This is a genomic window from Pseudomonas putida, from assembly GCF_028682635.1.
GTDB lineage: Bacteria > Pseudomonadota > Gammaproteobacteria > Pseudomonadales > Pseudomonadaceae > Aquipseudomonas > Aquipseudomonas putida_AE.
In genome coordinates, this window is sequence record NZ_JANHLK010000021.1 from 52,718 (window position 1) to 75,546 (window position 22,829).

Consider the following 22,829-nt stretch of genomic DNA (forward strand, 5'->3'; position numbering starts at 1 on the left):
CCCGACTGTAGATCGCCAGGCGATACAGGCATAATCGCGATTTCCTAAGCATCGATATCGGATTTGATATGCCTGTCGAGCCAGAAACCACGACGCCCGAGCTGCGCAATTTTGCTGCCCTGAAAATTTCCAGCCGGCAGATCACCTTGCTCAATGCCCTGGGCGAGTGCGGCAACCTGCGCCGGGCGGCCACGGCGATGCACACCTCGCAACCGGCCGCCAGCCTGCTGCTGCAGCAACTGGAGGAGCGCCTGGGCGTGCGCCTGTTCGACCGCTTGCCGCGCGGCATGCAGCCGACCCTGTATGGCGAGGTGATGATCCGCTACGCCCAGGGTGCGCTGCGTGAGTTCGAGCATGCCCAGGAGCAGATCGCCGAACTGGCGCGCGGGGCCACGGGGCTGGTGCGGGTCGGCAGTGTGATGGGGCCGGTGCCGACGCTGCTGACCAAGGCGGTGCTGGCGTACAAGCGCGATCACCCCAAGGTGCGCATCTCCATCGAGGTCGGGACCAGCGATACCTTGCTGCCGGCCTTGCTGCGCGGCGATTTCGATGTGGTGCTGGGGCGAGTGCCCGATCAGAGCGATAGCCAGGGCCTGGACATCGAGCTGTTCGACAGTGGCGAGCAGATGCGCGTGATTGCCCGTCCCTGCCACCCGTTGGCCGGTTCTGCGCCCTTGCAGTTGGCCGACCTGATCACCCAGACCTGGATCCTGCACCCCATGGGCAGCCCCATGCGTCGTCGGGTGGAAAGTGCCCTGCAGGCCGGCGGCATGGTGCAGGCGCTGGATATTGTGGAAACCGCCTCGATCCTGGCCACCACGGCGATGCTCGAAGCCTCGGACATGATCGCAGTGGTGCCCAACGACGTGGCCGAGCATTATGCGCGCTATGGCATGGTCACTGTCCTGCCGGTCGAATTGCCGATCTCCATGGCCAACATTGGCCTGCTGACCTTGGGGTCGCGACCCAAGTCAGTGGTGCTCACTAGATTGCTCGACTATTTCAGGGCGCAATAGGTCGAAGTGATAACGTTTGGTTATCAGTTGATCGGATCATCTCATTGGGAATCCTGGGGTTGGCTCCTTACAGTTGGCGCAGATTCACCCTCCACAGAAAGGGTGACGCCATAACAAGAAGTCGGCCGCTATACCCTGAGAGGTCCCATGCAACTGATAGCCAGTACACGGACCGGCGACCCTGCCGTGATTCGCCTCAACCCCTTGGACAACGTAGTGATCGCCCGACAGGTCCTGCCTGAAGGCCTGAACCTGGAAGCCGAAGCCGTCACCGTGCGCCAGCCGATTCCCTCCGGGCACAAAGTCGCTACCCAGCGCGTGGAGCAGGGCCAGCCCCTGCGTCGTTACGGGCAGATCATCGGTTTTGCCTCACAGCCCATCGAAGCCGGCGACCACGTGCACGTACACAATGTGGAGATGGGCGACTTTGCCCGTGACTATGCCTTCGGCGTGGACGCCCATGTATCGCCAGCCTCCGAAGCCGTGTTCCAGGGCATCGTGCGGGCCGATGGCCGCGTGGCGACGCGCAACTATGTCGGCATTCTCACGTCGGTGAACTGCTCGGCGACCGTCGCCCGGGCCGTGGCCGATCACTTTCGTCGCGACATCCACCCCGAAGCACTGGCCGCCTTCCCGAACATCGATGGTGTGGTGGCGCTGACCCACGGTGCCGGTTGCGCAGTAGACCCCAGCGGCGAAGCCCTGGGCCTGTTGCGCCGCACACTCGGCGGCTACGCTGTTCACCCCAATTTTGCCGCGGTGCTGATCATTGGCCTGGGCTGTGAAACCAACCAGATCGAAAGCCTGCTGGAAACCCAGGGGCTTACGGCCAGCGACCAGTTGCGCGCCTTCACCATCCAGGGCATCGGCGGCACTTCGAAAACCATCGCCAGTGGCATCGAGCAGGTCAAGGCCTTGCTGCCCAATGCCAACCAGGTGCAACGCGAACCGGTCAGCGCACGCCACCTGATCGTCGGCCTGCAGTGCGGCGGCTCGGACGGTTACTCCGGCATCACCGCCAACCCGGCGCTGGGCAATGCGGTCGATCGCCTGGTGGCGGCCGGTGGCACCGCGATCCTGTCCGAGACCCCGGAGATCTATGGCGCCGAACATTTGCTCACGCGCCGGGCCGTGAGCCGCGAAGTGGGGGAGAAACTCATCGCGCGCATCCACTGGTGGGAAGACTACTGCCGGCGCATGAACGCCGAACTGAACAACAACCCTTCGGCCGGTAACAAGGCCGGGGGCCTGACCACCATTCTCGAAAAATCCCTGGGGGCGGTGGCCAAGGCCGGCTCCAGCAACCTGGTGGATGTCTACCAGTACGCCGAAGCGGTCCGGGCCAAGGGCCTGGTGTTCATGGACACCCCGGGCTACGACCCGGTCTCGGCCACCGGGCAAGTCGCCGGTGGCGCCAACCTGATCGCCTTCACCACCGGCCGGGGCTCGGCCTACGGCTGCGCGCCCGCACCTTCGATCAAGCTGGCCACCAACAACCGGGTGTTCGAGCACCAGGAAGAAGACATGGACGTGAACTGCGGCGGCATTGCCGACGGTTCCACCAGCATCGAAGAGCGCGGCGCCTACATCTTCGCGCAGATGCTGCGAATCGCTTCCGGCGAACGCAGCAAGAGCGAACAACACGGCTATGGGCAGAACGAATTCGTGCCCTGGCAGATCGGCGCCGTGACCTGACTGACAGCCCCGCAACTTTCACAAGGCGAACACCATGCAATTTTCCGGATACAACTTCATTGCCGGCCAGCGCAGTGCGCTGGGCGATACCCTGGTCTACAGCATCGACGCCCACACCGGCGAACACCTCCCAGGCGCTTTCCATCAGGCCACCCTGGCGGAAGTCGATGCCGCGGTGGCGGCGGCGAGCGCGGCGTTTGCCTCGTTTCGCACGCTGCCGGCGGTACGCCGAGCCGAATTCCTGGAAGCAATCGCCGACGAGCTCGATGCACTGGGCGAAGATTTCATCGCCCTGACCTGTCAGGAGACGGCGCTGCCGAGCGCCCGTATCCAGGGTGAGCGCGGGCGTACCAGTGGCCAGATGCGCCTGTTTGCCCAGGTGCTGCGCCGGGGTGATTTTTACGGCGCACGCATCGACCAGGCGCTGCCGGCACGCACCCCCTTGCCACGCCCGGATCTGCGTCAGTACCGCATCGGCGTCGGCCCGGTGGCGGTGTTCGGCGCCAGCAACTTCCCGCTGGCGTTTTCCACCGCGGGTGGTGATACCGCCGCCGCCCTGGCCGCCGGTTGCCCGGTCGTCTTCAAGGCCCATAGCGGCCACATGGCCACCGCCGAGCGGGTGGCAGAGGCGCTGATTCGTGCGGCCGAGCGCACGGGCATGCCGGCCGGCGTGTTCAACATGATCTTCGGTGCCGGCGTCGGAGAGGCGTTGGTCAAGCACCCGGGCATACAGGCGGTGGGCTTTACCGGCTCGCTGAAAGGCGGCCGTGCCCTGTGTGACATGGCGGCAGCCAGGCCGCAACCGATCCCGGTGTTTGCCGAGATGTCGAGCATCAACCCGGTGCTGGTCCTGCCCCAGGCCCTGGCCAACCGCAGCGCGGCAATGGCCCGGGAGCTGACCGCCTCGGTGGTGCAGGGCTGTGGCCAGTTCTGCACCAACCCCGGGCTGGTGCTGGGTATTCGCTCGCCAGCGTTCAGCGCCTTCATCGAGCAACTGACCGGGCACATGGCCGAACAGGCGCCGCAAACCATGCTCAATCCAGGCACCCTGAACAGTTACGGCAAAGGCTTGCAGGCGTTGCGGGCGCACTCGGGCATCAAGCATTTGAGCGGCCTGTCGCAAGCGGGCAACCAGGCGCAGCCGCAACTGTTCGAGGCCGACATCAGCCTGTTGCTGGAACAGGATGAATTGCTTCAGGAGGAGGTGTTCGGCCCTTGCACGGTGGTGGTCCAAGCGGCGGACAAGGCTGAGCTACTGCGCGCCGTCGCTGCCTTGCGCGGCCAGCTCACGGCCACGCTGCTGGTCGACGACGATGACCTCACTGTCTTTGGTGAGCTGTTCGGCGCGCTGGAAGTGAAGGTCGGCCGGGTGTTGCTCAACGGTTACCCGACCGGTGTCGAGGTGTGCGATGCCATGGTCCACGGCGGCCCTTACCCGGCCACCTCCGATGCCCGCGGCACCTCGGTCGGCACCCTGGCGATCGATCGTTTCCTGCGCCCGGTGTGCTACCAGAACGTGCCCGATGCGTTGCTGCCCGATGCCTTGAAGAATGCCAACCCGCTGGGCCTGCAGCGCCTGGTCGATGGCAAGCACACCACCGCGGCGTTGAATTGATCCGGGAGCAGCATCTATGAATGAAGCCAAACGCTACGCCGCGCCAACGCTGACCGCGTTTGTCGAGCAACTGTTTGAAAAAGCCGGAGCCGATGCCGAGGTCGCCCAGGTGGTGACGCGGGTGCTGCTCGAAGGCGAACTGCTGGGCCATCGCACCCACGGCCTCAACCTGGTCAGCCGCTACATCGGCGGCATGCTCAGCGGCCAGGTCAAGGCCAGGGCCGAGAACCTCGAACAGGTGTCCGACAGCGGTATTTCCAGCCTGTTCGATGGCCACTACGTGCTCGGTCCTTATTGTGTCAGCCGTGCCCTGGACAGCGCGGCCAAGGGCGCCACAGCGCAGGGCATCGGTATCGCCGTGGTGCGCCGTGCCGCGCACATCGGTTGCCTGGCCGCTTACTTGAAACCCTTCACCGACCGTGGCCTTATCGCCATGGTCTACTCCTCGGACCCGTCCGTCGGGGTGGTGTGCGCCCATGGCGGCATCGACCCGATCTACACCCCGAACCCGATCGCCGCCGGCATCCCGACCCGGGGCGCACCGATCCTGCTGGATGTCAGCATGTCCACCGTGACCCTGGCCCTGGTCGGTCAATGCCGCGACGCCGGCAGCAACCTGCCGCACCCGGTGCTGATGAGCAACGAAGGCCAGGTGAGCGACGCCCCGGTCGATTTTTTCAGCACCCCGCCGGGCAGCATCCTGCCCCTGGGCGGCCAGGCCTTCGGGCACAAGGGTTTTGCCCTGGCGATCCTGGTCGAGGCCCTGACCTCGGGCCTCGCCGGTCACGGGCGCAAGGACGGCCCGCAGCAGTGGGGCGCCTCGGCCACGACCGTGGTGATCGACCCGCGCTTCTTCGGCGGGCTGGAAGCCTTCACCGACGAAACCTCGTTCCTCAGCAAGCTGATACTGGGCAGTCGTGCGGTCGACCCCCAGCGCCCGGTGCGCCTGCCGGGCCAGGCCGGCCTGAAGTTGCGTGAACAGGCCTTGGACGAAGGCGTGGGCCTGTCGCAGAAGTTGCTCGACGACCTCAACCAGACGGCCGCGCAGTTGCAACTGCCAGCCCTAACCTGATTCCCTTGTAGGAGCGAGCTTGCTCGCGAAGAACTTGAGAACGACGCGTTTAATCAGAAAACACGCGTCATCGTTAACGACCATCGCGAGCAAGCTCGCTCCTACAAAAAAACACAAGAGCGCATCACCGGTGAATGGATCGCCCCGGCATTGCAACCGCTTCAATAACAATAATAAAGGCCATCAGATGACCCCACTGAAGAAGTACCAAAGCATCACCGTTGTCTTCCTGCTATTGATCGGCATCGTCAACTACCTGGACCGTAGTGCGCTGTCGATCGCCAACACCTCGATCCAGAAGGACATGATGATCAGCCCCTCGCAAATGGGCATCCTGTTGTCGGCGTTCTCCATCGCTTATGCGTTTGCGCAATTGCCGATGGGCCTGATCATCGACCGGCTGGGCAGCAAGATCGCCTTGGGCGCGTCCTTGCTGGCCTGGTCGGTGGCGCAGTCGACCTTCGGCATGGTCAACAGCTTTGCCGGCTTCATGGGCCTGCGGGTGTTGCTGGGGATTGGCGAGGCACCGATGTTCCCCTCGGCGGCCAAGGCCCTGTCCGAATGGTTCGATGCCAATGAGCGCGGGACCCCGACCGGCATCGTCTGGTCGTCGACCTGCCTGGGCCCATGCCTGGCGCCGCCGTTGCTGACGCTGTTCATGGTCAACTTCGGCTGGCGCGGCATGTTCATCATCACCGGTGCGATCGGTATCGTTCTGGCCCTGTGCTGGTTGACCTTCTACAAGAGCAAGGCGCAGTACCTGGCCGAGCTGGCGGCTGAAGGCAAGCCGTTGCCTACCGAGAAACAGCCGCGTGTGCAGGCCGCCGATGCCCAGGCGCCGAAGGTGTCCTACTTCGCCGGCTGGCTCGACCTGTTCAAGCACCGCAGCACCTGGGGCGCAGTCCTGGGCTTCATGGGCGTGATCTACATGCTGTGGCTGCACCTGACCTGGCTGCCCGGTTACTTCGAGCGCGAGCACGGCATGAACCTCTACAAGACCGCGTGGCTGGTGTCGCTGGCCTATGGTTTTGGCGCGGTCGGCACCATCGTGGCCGGGCGTTTCTGCGACATGCTGGTGCGCCGAGGCATGAGCATCCTCGCAAGCCGCAAGTTCGGTGTGATCACCGGCCTGGTGCTCGCCGCGCTGTTCACCTTGCCCCTGTCGTATGTCACCGGCCTCACCGGTTGCATCATCCTGCTGTGCCTGGCGCTGTTCAGCATCAATATGGCCAGCGCCACGGCCTGGATGATCGTCAACACCATCGTCGACAGCCGCCGTGTAGCTTCTTTCGGTTCGATCCAGAACTTCGGCGGCTACATCGCCGGTTCCGTCGCGCCGATCGTCACCGGCTTCAGCATCCAGTACTCGGGATCGTTCAACACGGCGTTCATGATCAGTGCGGTGGTGGCGCTGTGTTCGGCCCTGGCGTACTTCCTGCTGCTCAACGCGCCGATCGGCAGTGCCGAGCCGGCTGCGGAGCACCTGGCAGCGGTGACTGAATAAGAGGGGGCACGGGCGATGAAGCCATCATCGCCCGGGTCATCCACCACTGACTTTCCAGTGTTTGACGTCATCGGCGAACATCATCTGCTTCATCTCATGGGCAATGCCATAGGCCAGGGATTCGTGCGCGGCGATGACTTTTTCTTCCGCTGAAAGGCAATGGAAAATATCCAGCTTGGTCTCGGCGTCAGCCGTTTCGATGTTGTAGATCTGCACGTAGCGCGCCAGGTCGTTGTCCAGGCTCGACAGGTATTCACGCAGGCGCTGGTGGTCCACCGATTTCTGGCTGAAGTACCAGTTCATCGGGTGGATCAGGAAGCGTGAGTGGGGCGAGGTGATGCGGCGCCCGGCCGCCAGGAACATGATGATGCCCATGGACTCGATGTTGCCCGCGTTGATTGCGCAGAGCGGTACCGGCAATGACTTGAGGAAGGTGTAAAGGGTGAAGCCAAAGTTGGTGCTGCCCCCGCTCGTGGACAGATTGAGCAGAAGCGAGGTGGCACCCTGGTCGATGGCTTCCAGGCAACAGTCGCGGAAGCGCTCGGTGGTTCCCTGATCGATCTGGCAGTGAAAATGCACGATGTGTTCAGTCATCGATTGACTACCTGGGTGTGAGGCATGAAGGACACCTCAAGTCTAGTAAACATCGAGCGGGTGATCCGGAAACCTTCGCAAATCGCCTCCCCATCAGGTTCCCGCCGTCCATCGTCTGCGTGCATTTTTAATGGAACCAAACGCCCGAATCCACTCGTCGCGAGCAACGTAATTCGGTTCAAACTTTCTGTTTTACTCATCCTCCGACGTATACGAGCCCACGCTCGTACTAACGATGCAGAGGTGAATAGAAATGGCCAATACAGGAAATAAAAATCCCGGCAATCTTTCCACTGATCGGGACAAGGCGGCTGATGCCGGCAAAAAAGGCGGTCAGGCTTCCGGCGGACAACCATCGCGTGACAGCGATCGCATGGCCGGAGGCGGGCAGGGAACCAACCGCGGAGGCGAATGGGCCGACGACAAGGAAAACATGAACAAACCAGGCCAAAAAGGTGGCCAGGCTTCAGGCGGACAACAAGCCAACAAGGCTGATCAATCGTCCACCGGCGGGCAAGGCAGCGGACGCGGCAGCAATACTGCCGATGACCGTGACAAGTCCACTGGAATGGGACGCAAGGATGATGATATGAGTGGAGGCGGGGGACGTAAGTCCTGATACCGTCTGACCATCAAGCCCCGGATCTTCGGGGCTTGATTCGTTATGCTTTTAAAACCATGCACTCAGCAACCCTGCGCCCAATGCCACCAACGCGGTATTAAGACAGACCAGCGCGAAACCAAACCTTACCAGTTCGCCTTCTTCTCGGGCCTGGGTTTTAGCCAGTCCCAGAATCAGCATGACGATCGACAGCGAGCCCAGCGCCGCATGCCCGGCCGCGCTGTTTTGTACCGCGGCCAGCAACAGGCGGGAAGACTCGGGCAGCATCGCAATGGCCGGCATGAAGATCGCGTTGCCGCCGACATTCGAGCCGGTCATGTAGCCTGACAGCGCCCCGAGCATGGCAACCAAAGAGGTCGCGGCGGTGGGCGACAGGCCCGCCAACAGTTGCATCAGCCCCGCCAGGAAACCGGCCTTCACCATCATCTGCGACATCGCCAGAAAGAAGAAGATGGTCAGCAATGGCCGCTTCACCCGCGCGACCAACGCAGCAGGCAGCCCCGTCTGGCGTTGTGCACTGCGCGTGTGAAATCCCAGCCCGATCAGCACCAGAATCAGTGCCACACCCGGTGAGGCGAGGGGTTTCCAGGTGACCTGGCTGCCCTGGACGATCCAGCTATCCTGCCAGGCGGTTAGGCTCCAGAGCAGTTTCAAGCCGACGATGTAGGCAATCAACAGCAGGTACGGCCAGGCCTGACGCGGCCATTGCACCGAGCCACGTTCGCCATCGCTGCGGCGCAGGCGCCACAGCCCGCAAGCGAGCACGGCAACTGCCGTCACCAGCCCCGCCGCAACGCCCGCCACCTCCGGCCCGAACCAGCGGCTGGCACTGTAGAGCACCGCCACGAACAGCAGCCAGAAAACGCCCAGTGTCCGCCATTCACGCGGCTCGCGAACGCCTGCCAGATACAGGGCCAGCGCACTGAGGCCGAAAAACACCGGCGCGCTGATCAAGGCCGAGGTCGCAGCCAGCGCGGATGCGTCCAAATGTGCCAGGGACGCGCCAATGACCGAGGCCAGGCCCAGGGTTCCCCACGGCATGATCGCCATGCCGGTCAGCGCTATTCGTAGCGCGACCCGGCGCTCAAAAAGGCTGAGTAGCAGGGGGACCGTGGCGATCAATGACACGCCAAAACCGGTCATTGCCTCCAGTAGCGGCGCCAGCCCGAGCACGATGAACACGACCTGGTCGCCGCGTCCCAGCCCCAGTGAACGCACCCATTGGCTCAGCGCCAGGTTGACCCCCAGGCGCTCGATGAAAATCACGAAGGCCAGACCCGGCACGATCACGAACGCGGTACTGGCAAACAGCACGGCGGTGTCTCGAGCGGCAGCCAGCACGCTGTCCGGGCGCCACGCGTCGGCAGCACCGGCCAGCCAGAGCACCATCACCAGCAGGGTGCCTGCCATTGCGGCGTGAACGGGCGGCCGGCGCAGCACCACGAGCATGGCCGTCACCAACAGCACAGGGGAAAGATGAAACAGTGCGAGCATGCCAGACGATCCTTGTGTGAGTCTCCAACCAGGCTGCCCATGCGGCCTGCCAGCAAGATAATATTTCTCGTGGCTAGATAAAGGGGTGCTGTTTTCTGCTAGTTTTCGAGAAATTTTCTCGCGGACTGACCATGGCAAAACTCGACGTTGCATCTGAATCCCTGGACAAATTCGACCGTGCCATCCTCAACCTGGTCCAGCGCGACAACACCACACCGCTGCGCCTGATGGCCGAACAGGTCAATCTTTCCACGGCCGCTGTTCAGCGCCGTATCAAGCGGATGGAGGAGAGGGGCGTGATTACGGGCAACGTCGCCATCGTCGATCCCACCGCGGTAGGAAGGCCGATCACCATCATCGTGGAAGTGATGACCGAGCGCACCAGTATCGAGGCGCTGGAGGCGATGAAAGCGCACTTCGCGGTGCCCGAAGTCCAGCAGTGCTACTACGTCACCGGCGAAGTGGATTTCGTCCTGGTGCTGACCGTAACCAGCATGCAGGAGTACCAGGCCCTGGCGCGGCGATTGTTTGCCGAAAATCCCAACGTGACCTGGTTCAAGACCATTGTGGCCCTGGATCGGGTGAAGGTCGGGATGGCGGTGCCGAGCGTGCCTGGGTAACAGCTGGTCAAGCGTTATGTGATCTGCACAATGACCGGACCTTCCGTCACGATCGGCGGCTGCGCGTGAATATCCGATGCATTTTTCTGAATCCATTCCCGCGCGACTTTCAAGCTTGCATCGCTGCCGGCCTTGTCCGTGCAAACAGTCACCGCCGTACCGCCATCACCGGTATTGAGCAGTGTGTAGCTGACCAGGCCAGGTACTTTCCGCAGGGCAGCTTCGACGTCGGTTTGGCGCTCTTCCAATCGCTCGAAAAGCTGCTTTGCTCCAGCACCCAGGTAGGTTCTTATAACCGCATACATGGTCGTCTCCTTCGGGGAGCACCGTCTTGATGGCTATCCAGATCCGCTGATGGGTGCGCTCACCCAAGTGTCAATTCACCCCGATTCATTAAGCTTAGCCACACGCCGGCGACAAGCGAAATGCAACGACCACCGGGTGCTTTTTGCAGATTGGTGCGGTGCCCGTCGTGAACGGCACCAATCGACCCGTAATGTACTTCAGGATGATAGAGACCGATTAGGGGCAGCAACCAGGCTCGCGCCGCGTACGCCCGCTTCTGGCCGATAGACTGAATCAGGTGTCGCCTAGCAGCATGATATGAGTAGCATGGACATCCTCTGTTCGCATGAAACCGCAGTGCAGGTAAAACGCGTCTCCTTCGGACGTATCGGTGGAGAGACGCACGTTCTGAAAGCGAAGAGTGGCATGTGCAACCAGCGCTTTTACTAGCGTTTGACCCACGTGTTGTCCCCTTGAAGAAGCTGCGACGTAAACCCGTCGCAGCCTTGCCGTATTAGTCTCGCCATATGGATCAACTGAAAGGCCTCCGATGCCTATCAGTTGCTGGTTGAAATACGCCGCCATAAGGCATTCTCCGGGTGCATCGAAGCGATTCGCTCCGCAGTGCCAGTCGGCAATCAGCCGAGTGAGAAACCTGAAACCCTCTCCAACTGCCTCTTTTTCCAAGACTTGAATCTGTGGCGGCAGGTGCGTGATCTGATGAATGTTGACTTGTTTCATGCATCCGCCTTGATTCGGTGTGAAACCGTTTTGACTGGTCGAGGATCTTCGTGTGCACTCTATGAGAGATGCAAGTGGCAGTTATCGACCCATAGCTGCCGGTCAGCAATGGTTGAAATTGGCCGGGGGAAATCATTATCACTGCTGCCTATGCCTCCCACTGGACCCGAGTGCTGGAAGTGAGTACGTGCGAGCTAACATCGAACTCAGTTCTGGAAGAGTGGATGGCAACACCATCAAGGGAATGGTGCCCATGGAGGGAGAGGAGGGTCAGAGCGGTTATGAGTCAGCTCAAGTTGAGCATGGAAGCAAGTGGTCACCGATAAAGGTTCATCGTGCCAAGGTCCCTAATGGTGTGGATGTGGATCAGTGGGGACTGCAAGCATCGATCGTCCTTCGCGCATACGAGCCTGCGCAGGAGCAGTCGCTGCCGGTTTCAATATTAGTAACACTTCGTGCACTGGATGGAAAAATCCACAAGTGAGAGCGGATGGATTGAGAGAGCTCAATCTGAAGGTCTCGATTCACTCCCCACTGCCTATAGAGTTCCTGCCCGGACGTAGCGACGAAGCTCTTTCTTCTGCGCGCTTTGCGCGCAGATGTCGACCACTACGGTTAATGTGGCCGCCCACGATGTGAGTTTTACTGCCCGCTTGCAGAGCCAGAGTTTTGTACTATAAGTAATAGAAGTCCTTATCTGCTAGGGGAAATGAAATGGCCGGTGGTTCTGGGAGAAGTGGTATTTCGATCCTTCTCAAGGCGCGGTTCCTGATCGAGGATTTCATTGAAAAAATCGTAAAGCCTAAACGCAAATCCATTTCGAAGGCGGTCAGTACAGCGTATTCGGAAGACATTGCGAACCAAGTAGCCCAAGACTTCGTTCTTTCTGCCCTAGAGCACCTTTCTGCGATATCTCATTATATCGAAAGCCAAGAGGAGGGGGGGCAAGTCAATAAAAAGACCTTCGAGGCGTTGTTGGCCCTTGATCAACTCTCCTGCGACCTATGCAACAAGCTAATAGGCACCGAACGGCCGAAGAACTGAAATGTCGGGGTTGAAGTGAGCGAACGTAGTGAGTCAAATTTCGTAACGACTCTGGACTATCTGCCTGATCCCCGACTGTTCAGTTACGTTTTCGAGGCTAGAGGACGGCCTCTCCTTATTCGAGGTGGAGTGTCGTCATGGGCCGCTGTGGGGGGATGGTCTATCGACTCATTGGCAAACTTAGTTGGTCAGCAGGAATTTGAGCTTGAGTACAGCGCTTCTCGGCTATTCGACCCTAATATTTCTGACTCCACGAACAAGGTGATCACTAGAACAGTTAAATACCAAGACGCCTTGGTCCACCTCTGCAATCCAGGAGCTGGAGCTTACTACATTCGAGAGGCAGATATTTCTTCTTGTCATCGATTACTCAGGGATATTGGAAGTATTTCTCTGATACCAGAGCGTAGTCGAACTTTTTCCCCAGGGCTTTGGATTGGTAGCATCGGAGCAAGCAGTCCTATCCATTTCGATGGCGGCGATTATAATTTTTTAGCCCATATATCTGGCGAGAAAGTATTCCGTCTCTTCCCGCCTCGTGATACGCCGAAGCTGTATCCGAATTTGTTTGCAAAGCTTCCTCATCTTAGTAAAGTGAATCACTTGAACCCCGATCTGATTAAATATCCTCGGTATGCTGATGCAGTCTATTCAGAGCTTGTCTTGAAGCCAGGGGATCTGCTTTTTGTCCCGCGTAACTGGTGGCACTGCACCATATCAATGTCACTAACCATCTCGCTCAATTTTTTTTGGCAACGTAGTTGGCTTTCACGGAGATCGCTCACTGTCGCTCGGTTAGGTGCTCGATTGCGGTTGAAAGAATCTCTAGTTGGTGATTGAAGGTTGAGTCCGTTCGAGCCAAGGCGATTCTAATATAGTTATCCGCAGGCAGAGTCGCCCAGTAGAATCCATCCGCCTCGACCACCCCTAAGCCTAACGCATGAGCAGCGGAACACAGATTTCGCGCCGATAGTCCGTCCGGTAACTCATAGAGTTGGATGCCGCTGTTGTGTGCTCCAATCGGCTTCAGGTTGTACGACGAAAGTACCGCGTTAGCGAGATCTCGGTTGCGGGCAACCCGATCGCGAAGAATTTTACCGTATGTTGGGTCTGCCGCAAGGAGTTGACGCAATACTAGCAGGTTAAGCAGCGGAGCTTCCAAGATGAAGTCTTTATGCACTTCGATAAGTCGAGCGCGCCATCCCGTGGTCGCCCACAGAATGCCAAGTTTAATATCAAATATATTGAACAACTTGCCGGTGTCCTCGATGATAGCGGCTTCCACCCCTGTGCGTTGTATAATCTCGTAGTGGTCAACTAGATCCTGCTCATAGGCCCGAAAGCAGCAATCTAAGACGAGTTTCACCCCGTCCCGCACACATGCCACGCAAAGACTAGTAAAGGCCTCGGTCGAAAAAGTTCTGCCAGTTGGGTTGTTCGGAACCGTTAAAATCAAGGCGTCTGGCGGGAAACCACTACACCAAGTGGGGACTCCACTGAACACCCTCTCTTCCTCGACTGGAGTTACTTCTAGCCGATGCCTCTTAGCTGTATGATAGGTAGCATCGAAAGTTGGATGAATCATCTGCACTTTGGATGCCCCGACATTGCGGAGTTCGTTAAATACCACTTCCATTGCAATCGACGCTGAGTAGATGAGCATCAGTTCAGAAGCATTTGGAAGGCGAAGTCCCATATGAAAAGCACCGAAGGCTTTAAAGAAGTGCGTCTTCTCCTCAAAAATATCAATCGTTGTCCGGTCGAGATGGAAGATATCGAGTCGCGTAAGTGAATCAGCCTGCTTAGACTCAAGTGGCCAATAAACCTGCGCGTCTGAGAGATTGCCAGGCAGGTGAAGATTACCACGCTCTAAATGGGTAATTTTTTGGATTTCCGTAGTCCTGATTACCCGCATAACTCCCCCCAGCGCTCGACGAATCGTCCCCTCAACTGGTGCGTCGCATCCGTCAAGTGGGCACTTGACGTAGGCGCGTTGGCAAGGTCATTGACGGAGCAGCCTTCAGCCAGCGCTATAACCATACTCACGAATCGCCGCTCCACTTCTTTAGCTTCTTTTTGGTTGCCTACCGAGTCAATCAGCCCTCGCACCACATGATTTCGCATCATCTGAAAGGTGAAAGAGAACAACTTTTCTGCCAAGCATAGATGCAATGCAAATGCGTCGTGATAAAAGGGATGCACGCACATTTCAAAATTTAGGTATTTCTCGCATATAGGGTGTAATCGGAGGCTTCGGTGCGTAAGTCTTTGATAACGGTTAACTAAATCCATATCCCGCAGGTCTTTCAATATGACGCCGAACGGTCGCGACGAGCCGTCTATGACCAAGGATGCATTCTGAGCGTGGGGCATCAGATGAATCACGCCGAACTTGGAAAATAGCTCCCACCAGATGCCTAGATAGAAACCGACAAGTTTTGTCGCCAGCTCACTGCCACTGCAATAACTAGAAGCTCTAATAATTTCGAAAACGTCAATTTTTTTTCTATGGGAGAACACCAGGGAAAAATATGGTATGGCTATTGCTCCTTCACCTGCCTCTAATACGAGCCTGCTGGGTTCGCGGAGAATGCAGGTTTTCCCGTTGCCATCGCTAATTGCAGCCGTTTCTTGCTGGATTTCCATCCGGGGAGAAAGTTCATGCTTTCGACTGGAGATGAGGTGTGAAAGGCGTAGGCAATGCAACGCATCGAGGCGCTCAATTAACCCCGGGTCCACTTGGCTTTCCACGCCGAAGAGGACGTCCATACTCAATCTTTTGAAGCGCTCCCAATGGGACCGACGGAGGCCTTTAATGCTGTCCCGCGCGAAACTGTGCTTAAAGGTTGTCAGGAGACGTGAATCGGCATCAAAAATATCGAACGTACGTAATGAACCGCTTAGTGTTTGGTAGGCAGTACCCGTTTTAGTTCGCATTAGTTCAGCGCCTGAGATCCCATGCCATGGAGGAAGTGGCATCTGAGCGACTAGATTGTCTGTACCACGAATCCACTCTGGGACTTTGCTTCCCTCTAACGATAATGCCCAGCAGCTTGGGAGACTTGTTTTTCTATAGGCAAGCCAATCATTAACCTCTTCGTCGAGTTCCGAGGAAAGTTGCGCGCTAGTCGGTACGTGCCAACCTTTAGGTAGCAGTAATGGTTTGACGCGGACACCTACCGAGAATCCCGGCCCTAGTAGTCCCTCAAGAAAGCGACGCTCAGCTGCAGAAAATCCGAAATTTGCATCTAGGTTAAGAAGTTTCGCGCGTTCGGGAGGGCGGATAGCCGCAAGATTGACACCGGCCCCTGCCGCTGCCATCAGGTCAGCCTCCATTGCGTATCGATAAGCACTCTGGCAATGAAAGCCGCAAATTTGCGGGGCACGTCATCCCCCAATAACTCCCGCGCTGGTAGGAACGTCGGGCACGTATTCACCTCGAAAACTATCGGTCCGTTTTCAGTATTCACCACATCAACGCCGGCCAGCTGAGCGCCTATTGCCCTCGCTGCGCGAATAGAAACGTCAAGTATTTCACGGTCGACCTCTACCCTTGTCAACGTCGCTCCGCGAGAGGTGTTGGTGAGCCAATCACCATCGCGTGGTTTCTTAGCAATGGCAGCCCACGTATCGTCACCAAATACCCATACGCGAAGCTCACCGGGGTTCAAAGTGCGAACAAATTTCTGCACATATACAGGTTGTCCTAAGTTTTGAAGTGCGCTGTGCTGCGAGGGCAGTTCGCGTGCAAACAAGCGACTAATTCCCTGACCTGAAGCACAAACAGTCAGTCCTCCGCAATTCACGAAACCTGGTTTGCTCACGTACTCTTCATCCTGGTGCAATTCCACCCAGTTCTCGGTAGCTTCTACGCTGAATGACAAAAAAACATCTGAGTGCGGCACCCCATGCATGACGAGCTTCGTGCTCATCAGTGCTTTGTTTTGACCAGCGATGAGCGTTGGGCCTTGGTTCAGTACACGACACCCGGCTGCCGATATCATTTCAAGAATGACTGCTCCAGGGGCTAGCCATTTTTCGAAGACCCATCCCACAACAAGCCTCGACTCGAATCTAACCGAATTGCAGTATATATGGACAGTGTTGTCGACTAAGTCAAACGAAAGGGAGTTCGGATGGACCCGAGTAGCGGTAAAGCCAAGTTGTCTCAACTGATCGAAGATCGCTTTCAAATCCTCATCGTCAGTATCGTCTGCTAGGAACGTCACATCAAAATTAGGCATGTATATTCTCCTTACGAATTCACACCGGTTTGCCCGCTTCCAAAACGTCCAATTATTGTGGCCGCTATCTTCCAAAGAAGATGATGTCTCGGTCGATAGGTGTGATGAAATATCAGTCGGTCCTGCCAGCCTTTTAACTTTTCGTAAGTGTGTTCGCCGGTGTAGTACGGAGCAGCATCATGTGTAAGCCAGTAGTCGTCCGAAATATAGCCGGTGCTGACAAGTTGGCGGTAAGTTGCGGATCCTGGGTACACTTGGTAAATGCTGGGGTCAATCTGCGTCGGATTAGCCTCGTAGAGCAAGTCAATGGTCTCCCGAATAGTTTCTTCAGTCTCTCCGGGATTGCCGACCATCAACAGCATATTTGTACTAAGACCTGCAGCTGCGACTTTTAGGAAGGCACTTACGATTTCCGCCCTTGTGATTTGCTTTTGTATTCTACGAAGCAGAACCTCGGACCCGGTCTCAACGCCGAATGAAACCGAGTAGCAGCCCGCGTCACGCATCAATAAAAGGAGTTCATCTGAGATAGTGTTTACACGAGACATCGCCTGCCAAGAAATATCAAGGCCTCGGCGCACAATCTCGCGGCACAATTCCGCTGTTCTCTTCTGCGACAGTGTGAAAGTCATATCGCTGAACTCGAAGAGACGTACATTGTGCTCTTGAACTAGAAATTCGATCTCATCAACAACCTTGAAAACTTCTCTACTCGCAGTCTTCGAAAATAGTTTTCCGTCCACACAGAATGTACATTTGAACGGGCAGCCTCTGGACGCAAGCAGGGTCACTCGCTTGCTAGACGTTGAAAACTGTTTTGCTCCAAACTTTTCCTCGCTGCCGTCATTGTATGCCAGTTGGAACAAGTCATAAGCGGGCATTGGCAGTCCGTTGAGATCTTCAAGCCGCACTCGAGGCCCAGAGCAAACAATGTCTTCACCGAGTTTCCTTACAATCCCTGGAGTCACCGCAGGTGGGCCTCCATCTAATTCATTTAATAGGGCGGTCATTGGTACCTCTCCCTCACCCTGAATGACGAAATCGACGTCATAGTGGAGGAGTACCTGTTCAGCGAAAAGTGTTGCGTGATGACCACCCCAGACGATTTTGGCTCTCGGGAGGCTAATCTTGATTGACTTGCACAATAAAGCCAACGATCTCTGATTTCCGGTCCAGCAACTCAAGGCCACAACATCGGGAGCCTTGTTCACTATAGAGTCTTCCGCTTCCTTGATCGTCATGTACGGCATTTCGACGATGCTGACATCATGACCAATTGCTCTAGCTAACCCCGCAAGGATGCCAAGTCCAACTGGAAACGTATTAATTTTTCCTCTCTCTATCGGCGCGTCAGGTATTTTTTCTTGCTCTGAATAGACGTACGGAGGATTTACGAAGACGATTTTCATATTTTGGTCAGCCTTATTTCTATCCAGCGTGCCGCTAACGCTGCGATCTCCGTTGGTAGCGATTTATGACAGCCACGAAAGTCAAGACGCCATACCGCGCCGTCATATGAAATTGGAAGCCATTTACATGAGAACCCATTAAGTCGCAGGAACTCAGGCAATCCTTCCAGCGTCCTTATCGGAAAACCGCAAGTAACATCTTCACTATATCCCCAACCGAACCGAGGTCGCAGAAATATAGTGTAGCCCCAATAGTCCCGGTGAAGTCGGAACGCGTTGATGCAAATCGGTGAGGGGCAAAGTCTGAGTATATGTTCGAGGCGGAGTGTGTGGTCCGATAAAATTAGACCAACGAATTGTTCGGCCTGAACGTCAGCTACGTAAGTGTCAATATTTGATATTAAGTGCAGTCTGGTGTTAGAAATACAGGGCGCGAGAAGCTTCTCCAAAGCCACCAATCCACATTTCAACTGGAATGAAACCCTGATGGTGTCGGGGACACAAAAGCGAAGCCAATGCCCTCTAGTCACCTCTTGCAAATTAAGTGCAATTGCTAATGGAGTAGAGTCGAATGGTGCAGCCCACCTTTCATAGAAGTCACCGTACTCTGCAATAGCAATTAAATGTTGGCAATGGTTAATCGCTCGCCCAGGATTCAGGAGCGACCAAACGGCTATGAGGCCATCGGCATCGTAATGGCGGATACAAATAAATTCATAGCTGGATGGATCAAGGCCGCGGTGAATCGCATTTAATACTCGTTCGGTACTAGTCGCGCCTTCACAGTAAGTCGTCGGTGTAGAATGGCCGATATGATGATCGATGTTGAGGCAATCACCGGCGCTGCAAGAGTCATCCACCAGGATTGTGTTGGGTGGGGGCTGAACGCCTTTATTAAGGACACGCCAAGCCAACATTTTCAGTGGGCCAGCGCGATGCCCTCTCGGGCACCGTGCATACAAGAGATATAAGGCGTCACTATGGAATTTCCCCGAATGCAGGTACCACTGGCGCGCCCGCCGAACACGAATACAGAGTCTACACAGCGAAAGTTGCTCCAACTAACCTTGGAGGATGTCCTATCAACGCTCCATCGTAACGTAGGTTCTTGGTATTGCTGAAGAATATATCCCATCTTCTGAGTGGCTTTGGAAAGTGCCTTAATCCATGACTCGTCATTGCAATACTTGCCTATGACTACATTTTTGCAGCTGCCGTCGGATGGGGATTTGAGAACAAGTTCGCTTCGCATACGGACTGCAAAATCTAAGAGTTCTAGCGTGCGCCCGCTTCGCACACACTCCCGTTTTCCAATAGGCCAAGTCCAAAGGACATGCGTCCTTACGAATTCAGCATCGTCAGGATCTAGCTCCTGTTGCTCCAGCGAGCACCACATTTCTCCTAGAACTGCCTTGCTGCTGAGTACTACATCCCACAACGAGGAAAGAATGGGTACGCCTGCTCCACCAGTCTCCCAAACTTCATTGAATGAATTCATGCGTTTCCAAAGCTTATCGACAGGTGTGGTGCCTCTATAGATGAGATCTCGAGTTTCGTTCTGCCGGAAGCTGATCTCTGATCGAATGGTGGCGTGAATGCCATGGTGTTCAAGGTCTCGTGCAAGCCACGCATATGGCCAAGGGGCTTCATCAATCTCATCCTGCCAGTCGACTATCAACATCGATACCTTGGCGTCGGTCGACATTCCAACGATGTCGCGGATTTGATTGGCGAACGTAGGAATTAGGTTAGTAGACCGCGATACATCTCCCATATATCGAGTCACAGTAGAGCACTGCCCTACGATGCGGCATAGGGGATCTGCAGTTCCAAGGCCTCCAAGGGAGCTATCGATGTTGGCTTCCATGAACAAAGGCCCATTGGGTCCTTGCAGGAAGTCGGGTCGAGCCATTGTGTGTTTGAGACTAGGCCAGGGGCCTGCTAGAGAAAGCAATTCCAGTTGCTCTGGTTGGACACCCAATGAGAGAAGAAAGGGTTTCCCTTCTGCTGAGTATCTGCGGCTTACGTAACGATGAATACACCGTATTAAGTACTCGCTCGCAGCTCGCCAATGAGTCCATTCCGTTGCCGATATCACGAATGGAAGTGCGAAAAACTGTTCGCGGTCGTCATATACGGGCAGTGTGCTCAGTGTTCCTGTTGTTGAAGCAACTACTTCTTCCAGAACGATCTGCAACTCTTCATCTGAGGACGCCATTGCATACCTCACGAAATCATCGTGGGCTGAGGGCTTCTTTGGCTTGTTCATGTAGTTGCAGCTCCAGAATCCTTCTTTTGACATCATAAGAACTTGGCTTCGGGCTGAACCCTTGTTTGGCCATCCATCTGTCGTCAAAGAGAGTGTCTAGGTACCTCTCGCCCCCGTCCGGAGCAAGCCCTAGTACATTAGTTTTTGCTCCAAACGCTTTCTGTGCTCGATAACAGGCTGCGGCCACTGCTCCAGAGCTTGGCCCAAGCATCAATCCCTTAGACGCTAGAAATCTTGCAACTTCGAATGCCGTGCGGTCATCAACAAGGCACACCCAGTCCACAAGGGAAGGCTCCAGAATTTTCGGGTACCAACTTAATCCTAGACCGGGAGTAATATAAGTATGTGGTTTAGAGGAGAAAATGCTCGACCCCTTTGCGTCGACGGCAAGAATCTTCGTTTCGGGGCTGGCGGCTTTGAGGGCTCGAGCTACACCTGCTAATTGGCCTCCAGAACTTGTTGCGAGTACGCAAACGTCTAAAAAACGACCGAATTGTGACGAGATCTCAGCCCCCGTTGTTTGCTCATGGGCCTGTGAGTTGAGTTCATTCGCTGTCTGATTAACCCAGTAGCCATTTGTTTGAGTGGCTATAGCTTTGGCTCTGGCTAACTTTGTTTTGTGATAAAGACCACAGTCATCAAGTTCCGTCTCGATAACTATTTCTGCCCCATAGGCGTGCATTATGCTGATATTTTGTTTCGAGGTATTCTGATCGACCACTATCACTACGCGGTAACCTCGCTGTGCTCCATGCAGCGCAAGGCCAATGCCAAGATTTCCAGACGAACTCTCCACGATCGTCTTTCCCGGCTGAATGAGGCCCTGTCGCTCAAGTTCTTGGATAACATACAAGGCAACACGGTCCTTGATGCTACCTCCAGGATTGAATTTCTCGAGCTTCACGAAGGGCGACGATCCCTCTTCGAAGAGAGAGGGTAGCCGCACAGCGGGAGTGCTGCCGACCAAGTCTGAGACCATCGAGACTTGAAGAGTTTTTTTCATAAGCCTCCAAGCCTAATAAAAATAGGCTTTTAGCTTGCATTGGAAATTCATTGTTCCTGCCTTCAGTCACTACGATAGCAGCCAATTTTGAACGTGCAAAAAAAAACTGAGATTCGAATTGTCTCTTGGTTTTTTCGCGCTAACTTCTGCCAGTAGTGACGTTGGATTCTACTGTGCGTTTTCGTGCCAATTAACCAACACTACCCAACGCTAACCACTTGGCATCCCGATATGTAAAGGGCTGCGTGAATATTTATGATCTTGGGTACAAGTCGATCACTCTGGGATCGTTTTGTTTGGCTTTCAAATTCCGATTTTCGTTTATCAGCACTTCGTTGATTGAGGCGAGGCTAGCGACCTTTACACGAAGCTCCTCGACCTCCTTGCGTAACGCTCGATTTCTCTCACGTTCGGCATTTAAATCTTGGTGTTTCACATCGCACTGAGCGCGAATGGAGCGCCCTTGTGCTTTACGGATCGCTTCGGCAACCCGCACGAGCCTTTGAATCTCTTATGCCTCACCCCTCCGACCCCATGTCCTGAAACTAAAAAATCACAAATGCCTGAGGATTGATCGTCGCGGTGTTAAGGGGCGAGCGGGGCGAGGCACCCCGATACCATTGTCGTTGACACCCTCCTTTCGGCGTTTGTTCATGGCCCGGCTTATGGCCCTTCTGTACGATGCCGTGGGTTTCGCCGTACTTATGCCTATCAAGATCGAGGTGATCCAGAGTCTGGCGCTCATTTCCAGCATCGGCGTGGCAGTGTTGATCTTCACCAATCTGATTCTTCTGCCCATCCTGCTTAGCTATGTCGGGGTTAGCCCGACAGCCGCCAAGCGCAGCCTGCGCGAAGAACTGGCGGAGAGGCTGGCCTGTCACAGCCAGTGCTCTGGCGCGTCCTTGACTTGTTTCCCCAGCGCCGCTGGGCAACGGTGACAGTCATCACTGCAGGCGTGTTGTTGGTATCAGGCTTTATGGTCAGCCTGCAGCTGAAAATCGGCGGCCTAGACCCCGGCGCTCCTGAGCTGCGCCAGGACAGCCGCTACAATCGTGATGCGGCCTATCCAATGATGAAGCCAGGTAAAGAAGGAGAGTCGTTGCTGCCATACCGCAATCCTAAATTCGCCTCGTCCCAGGCTTTTTCTCGTTACGACAAGGTCTACCTAGACTCGGTCAAGCTGTATGGCGGTTCCAAATCCAAATTGCATGACGCGCCCCAGGAACAAAACGCCGCCATTGCCCAGGGCCTCTACGACCAATTGCATGAACAGCTAGGCAAAGACTATCAAATGGTCAATCAGGCAGGCCCCAACACGGTGCATTTGTCTGTTGCGATTATCGACGCGCAAGAGGCCGACACTTCGATGAAGGCCATGTCTTATGTGCCCATTCCACTGGGCGTTCCGGGGGCCAAGCTGGCAACGATGCAGACGTTGTCGAATACCACGGGCAAGCCACCTTTTGCCGGGCAGGTTACGGTCGAAGGGAAAATGGCGGACGCCGGGACTGGAGAAGTGATCGCCGCGATGATAGACCGCCGCGTGGGCGCCCGTAAGCCCATCATCGGCCTGTTCGAAAGCAGTACCTATGACACCTAGAG

The 22,829-nt window shown here is 56.2% G+C and carries 22 protein-coding genes and 1 pseudogene; 12 read left to right on the plus strand and 11 right to left on the minus strand.

The window, feature by feature from the left end; all coding sequences use genetic code 11:
* Positions 1-68 precede the first annotated feature (68 nt).
* The 5 genes from NPS56_RS22870 (at position 69) to NPS56_RS22890 (ending at position 6,902) form a co-directional block, all read left to right on the plus strand.
* The gene (locus NPS56_RS22870; RefSeq protein ID WP_274076730.1) at positions 69-1,016 is read left to right on the plus strand and encodes a LysR family transcriptional regulator; all 948 of its coding nucleotides are present in this window, start codon (positions 69-71) and stop codon (positions 1,014-1,016) included.
* Positions 1,017-1,163: 147 nt separating this feature from the next.
* A complete protein-coding gene (locus NPS56_RS22875; protein WP_274076731.1) occupies positions 1,164-2,711 on the plus strand; it encodes a UxaA family hydrolase in 1,548 nt (515 codons plus the stop codon).
* Positions 2,712-2,745: 34 nt separating this feature from the next.
* The gene (locus tag NPS56_RS22880) at positions 2,746-4,326 is read left to right on the plus strand and encodes an aldehyde dehydrogenase (NADP(+)) (RefSeq protein ID WP_274076732.1); all 1,581 of its coding nucleotides are present in this window, start codon (positions 2,746-2,748) and stop codon (positions 4,324-4,326) included.
* A 16-nt stretch (positions 4,327-4,342) separates the two neighbouring features.
* The gene (locus NPS56_RS22885) at positions 4,343-5,398 is read left to right on the plus strand and encodes an Ldh family oxidoreductase (RefSeq protein ID WP_274076733.1); all 1,056 of its coding nucleotides are present in this window, start codon (positions 4,343-4,345) and stop codon (positions 5,396-5,398) included.
* A gap of 187 nt (positions 5,399-5,585) precedes the next feature.
* Complete coding sequence (locus NPS56_RS22890; protein WP_274076734.1) at positions 5,586-6,902, plus strand: MFS transporter; 1,317 nt, start codon at positions 5,586-5,588, stop codon at positions 6,900-6,902.
* A 36-nt stretch (positions 6,903-6,938) separates the two neighbouring features.
* Here the strand turns inward: NPS56_RS22890 and NPS56_RS22895 are convergent, their stop codons facing one another.
* Complete coding sequence (locus tag NPS56_RS22895; RefSeq protein WP_274076735.1) at positions 6,939-7,496, minus strand: ATP-dependent Clp protease proteolytic subunit; 558 nt, start codon at positions 7,494-7,496, stop codon at positions 6,939-6,941.
* A gap of 253 nt (positions 7,497-7,749) precedes the next feature.
* On the opposite strand from NPS56_RS22895, the gene NPS56_RS22900 reads away from it, so the two are divergent.
* On the plus strand, positions 7,750-8,115 hold the full coding sequence (locus NPS56_RS22900) for a KGG domain-containing protein (RefSeq protein WP_274076736.1): 366 nt from the start codon (positions 7,750-7,752) through the stop codon (positions 8,113-8,115).
* Positions 8,116-8,166: 51 nt separating this feature from the next.
* Here the strand turns inward: NPS56_RS22900 and NPS56_RS22905 are convergent, their stop codons facing one another.
* Positions 8,167-9,612 carry an L-lactate permease gene (locus NPS56_RS22905; protein ID WP_274076737.1) on the minus strand — a complete coding sequence of 482 codons (1,446 nt, stop codon included), beginning with the start codon at positions 9,610-9,612 and terminating at the stop codon, positions 8,167-8,169.
* Positions 9,613-9,743: 131 nt separating this feature from the next.
* Between NPS56_RS22905 and NPS56_RS22910 the strand changes: the two genes are divergently transcribed.
* Positions 9,744-10,232: an Lrp/AsnC family transcriptional regulator gene (locus tag NPS56_RS22910; RefSeq protein WP_274076738.1), complete on the plus strand. Its 489-nt coding sequence runs from the start codon at positions 9,744-9,746 to the stop codon at positions 10,230-10,232.
* 14 nt (positions 10,233-10,246) lie between these two features.
* On the opposite strand, the gene NPS56_RS22915 is transcribed toward NPS56_RS22910, so the two are convergent.
* Together NPS56_RS22915 and NPS56_RS22920 are read right to left on the minus strand one after the other, a co-directional pair.
* A complete protein-coding gene (locus tag NPS56_RS22915; RefSeq protein ID WP_274076739.1) occupies positions 10,247-10,537 on the minus strand; it encodes a hypothetical protein in 291 nt (96 codons plus the stop codon).
* Between the two features lie 274 nt (positions 10,538-10,811).
* Positions 10,812-11,258: a GNAT family N-acetyltransferase gene (locus NPS56_RS22920; RefSeq protein WP_274076740.1), complete on the minus strand. Its 447-nt coding sequence runs from the start codon at positions 11,256-11,258 to the stop codon at positions 10,812-10,814.
* A 187-nt stretch (positions 11,259-11,445) separates the two neighbouring features.
* Here NPS56_RS22920 and NPS56_RS22925 point away from each other — a divergent pair, with 187 nt between their 5' ends.
* The 3 genes from NPS56_RS22925 to NPS56_RS31390 all read left to right on the plus strand — a co-directional run bounded on the left by NPS56_RS22925 (position 11,446) and on the right by NPS56_RS31390 (position 13,142).
* Complete coding sequence (locus NPS56_RS22925) at positions 11,446-11,742, plus strand: hypothetical protein (protein ID WP_274076741.1); 297 nt, start codon at positions 11,446-11,448, stop codon at positions 11,740-11,742.
* Between the two features lie 230 nt (positions 11,743-11,972).
* On the plus strand, positions 11,973-12,302 hold the full coding sequence (locus NPS56_RS22930) for a hypothetical protein (protein WP_274076742.1): 330 nt from the start codon (positions 11,973-11,975) through the stop codon (positions 12,300-12,302).
* Positions 12,303-12,317: 15 nt separating this feature from the next.
* A complete protein-coding gene (locus NPS56_RS31390; RefSeq protein ID WP_425313643.1) occupies positions 12,318-13,142 on the plus strand; it encodes a cupin-like domain-containing protein in 825 nt (274 codons plus the stop codon).
* Here NPS56_RS31390 and NPS56_RS22935 read toward each other — a convergent pair.
* The 7 genes from NPS56_RS22935 to NPS56_RS22960 are packed head-to-tail and all read right to left on the minus strand — an operon-like array spanning position 13,084 to position 21,227.
* Positions 13,084-14,217 carry an aminotransferase class I/II-fold pyridoxal phosphate-dependent enzyme gene (locus NPS56_RS22935; RefSeq protein WP_274076743.1) on the minus strand — a complete coding sequence of 378 codons (1,134 nt, stop codon included), beginning with the start codon at positions 14,215-14,217 and terminating at the stop codon, positions 13,084-13,086. The two genes, NPS56_RS31390 and NPS56_RS22935, sit on opposite strands and share 59 nt — an antisense overlap.
* Entirely contained in the window at positions 14,208-15,623 is a 1,416-nt protein-coding gene (locus NPS56_RS22940) for a hypothetical protein (RefSeq protein WP_274076744.1), read from the minus strand. Before NPS56_RS22940 ends, NPS56_RS22935 begins: the two co-directional genes overlap by 10 nt.
* Complete coding sequence (locus NPS56_RS22945; RefSeq protein WP_274076745.1) at positions 15,623-16,546, minus strand: ATP-grasp domain-containing protein; 924 nt, start codon at positions 16,544-16,546, stop codon at positions 15,623-15,625. Before NPS56_RS22945 ends, NPS56_RS22940 begins: the two co-directional genes overlap by 1 nt.
* An 11-nt stretch (positions 16,547-16,557) precedes the next feature.
* Complete coding sequence (locus tag NPS56_RS22950) at positions 16,558-17,955, minus strand: B12-binding domain-containing radical SAM protein (RefSeq protein ID WP_274076746.1); 1,398 nt, start codon at positions 17,953-17,955, stop codon at positions 16,558-16,560.
* Complete coding sequence (locus tag NPS56_RS31395; RefSeq protein ID WP_425313644.1) at positions 17,952-18,872, minus strand: DUF6687 family protein; 921 nt, start codon at positions 18,870-18,872, stop codon at positions 17,952-17,954. Before NPS56_RS31395 ends, NPS56_RS22950 begins: the two co-directional genes overlap by 4 nt.
* Before the next feature lie 2 nt (positions 18,873-18,874).
* Positions 18,875-20,224, minus strand: coding sequence for a hypothetical protein (locus NPS56_RS22955; protein WP_274076747.1), 1,350 nt, complete (start codon positions 20,222-20,224; stop codon positions 18,875-18,877).
* The gene (locus NPS56_RS22960; RefSeq protein ID WP_274076748.1) at positions 20,190-21,227 is read right to left on the minus strand and encodes a PLP-dependent cysteine synthase family protein; all 1,038 of its coding nucleotides are present in this window, start codon (positions 21,225-21,227) and stop codon (positions 20,190-20,192) included. Before NPS56_RS22960 ends, NPS56_RS22955 begins: the two co-directional genes overlap by 35 nt.
* Positions 21,228-21,808: 581 nt before the next feature.
* Between NPS56_RS22960 and NPS56_RS22965 the strand changes: the two are divergent.
* A pseudogene (locus NPS56_RS22965) lies at positions 21,809-22,293 on the plus strand (RND family transporter); the annotation flags it as partial.
* Between the two features lie 6 nt (positions 22,294-22,299).
* On the plus strand, positions 22,300-22,827 hold the full coding sequence (locus tag NPS56_RS22970) for a DUF3313 domain-containing protein (RefSeq protein ID WP_274076777.1): 528 nt from the start codon (positions 22,300-22,302) through the stop codon (positions 22,825-22,827).
* Positions 22,828-22,829: the final 2 nt, after the last annotated feature.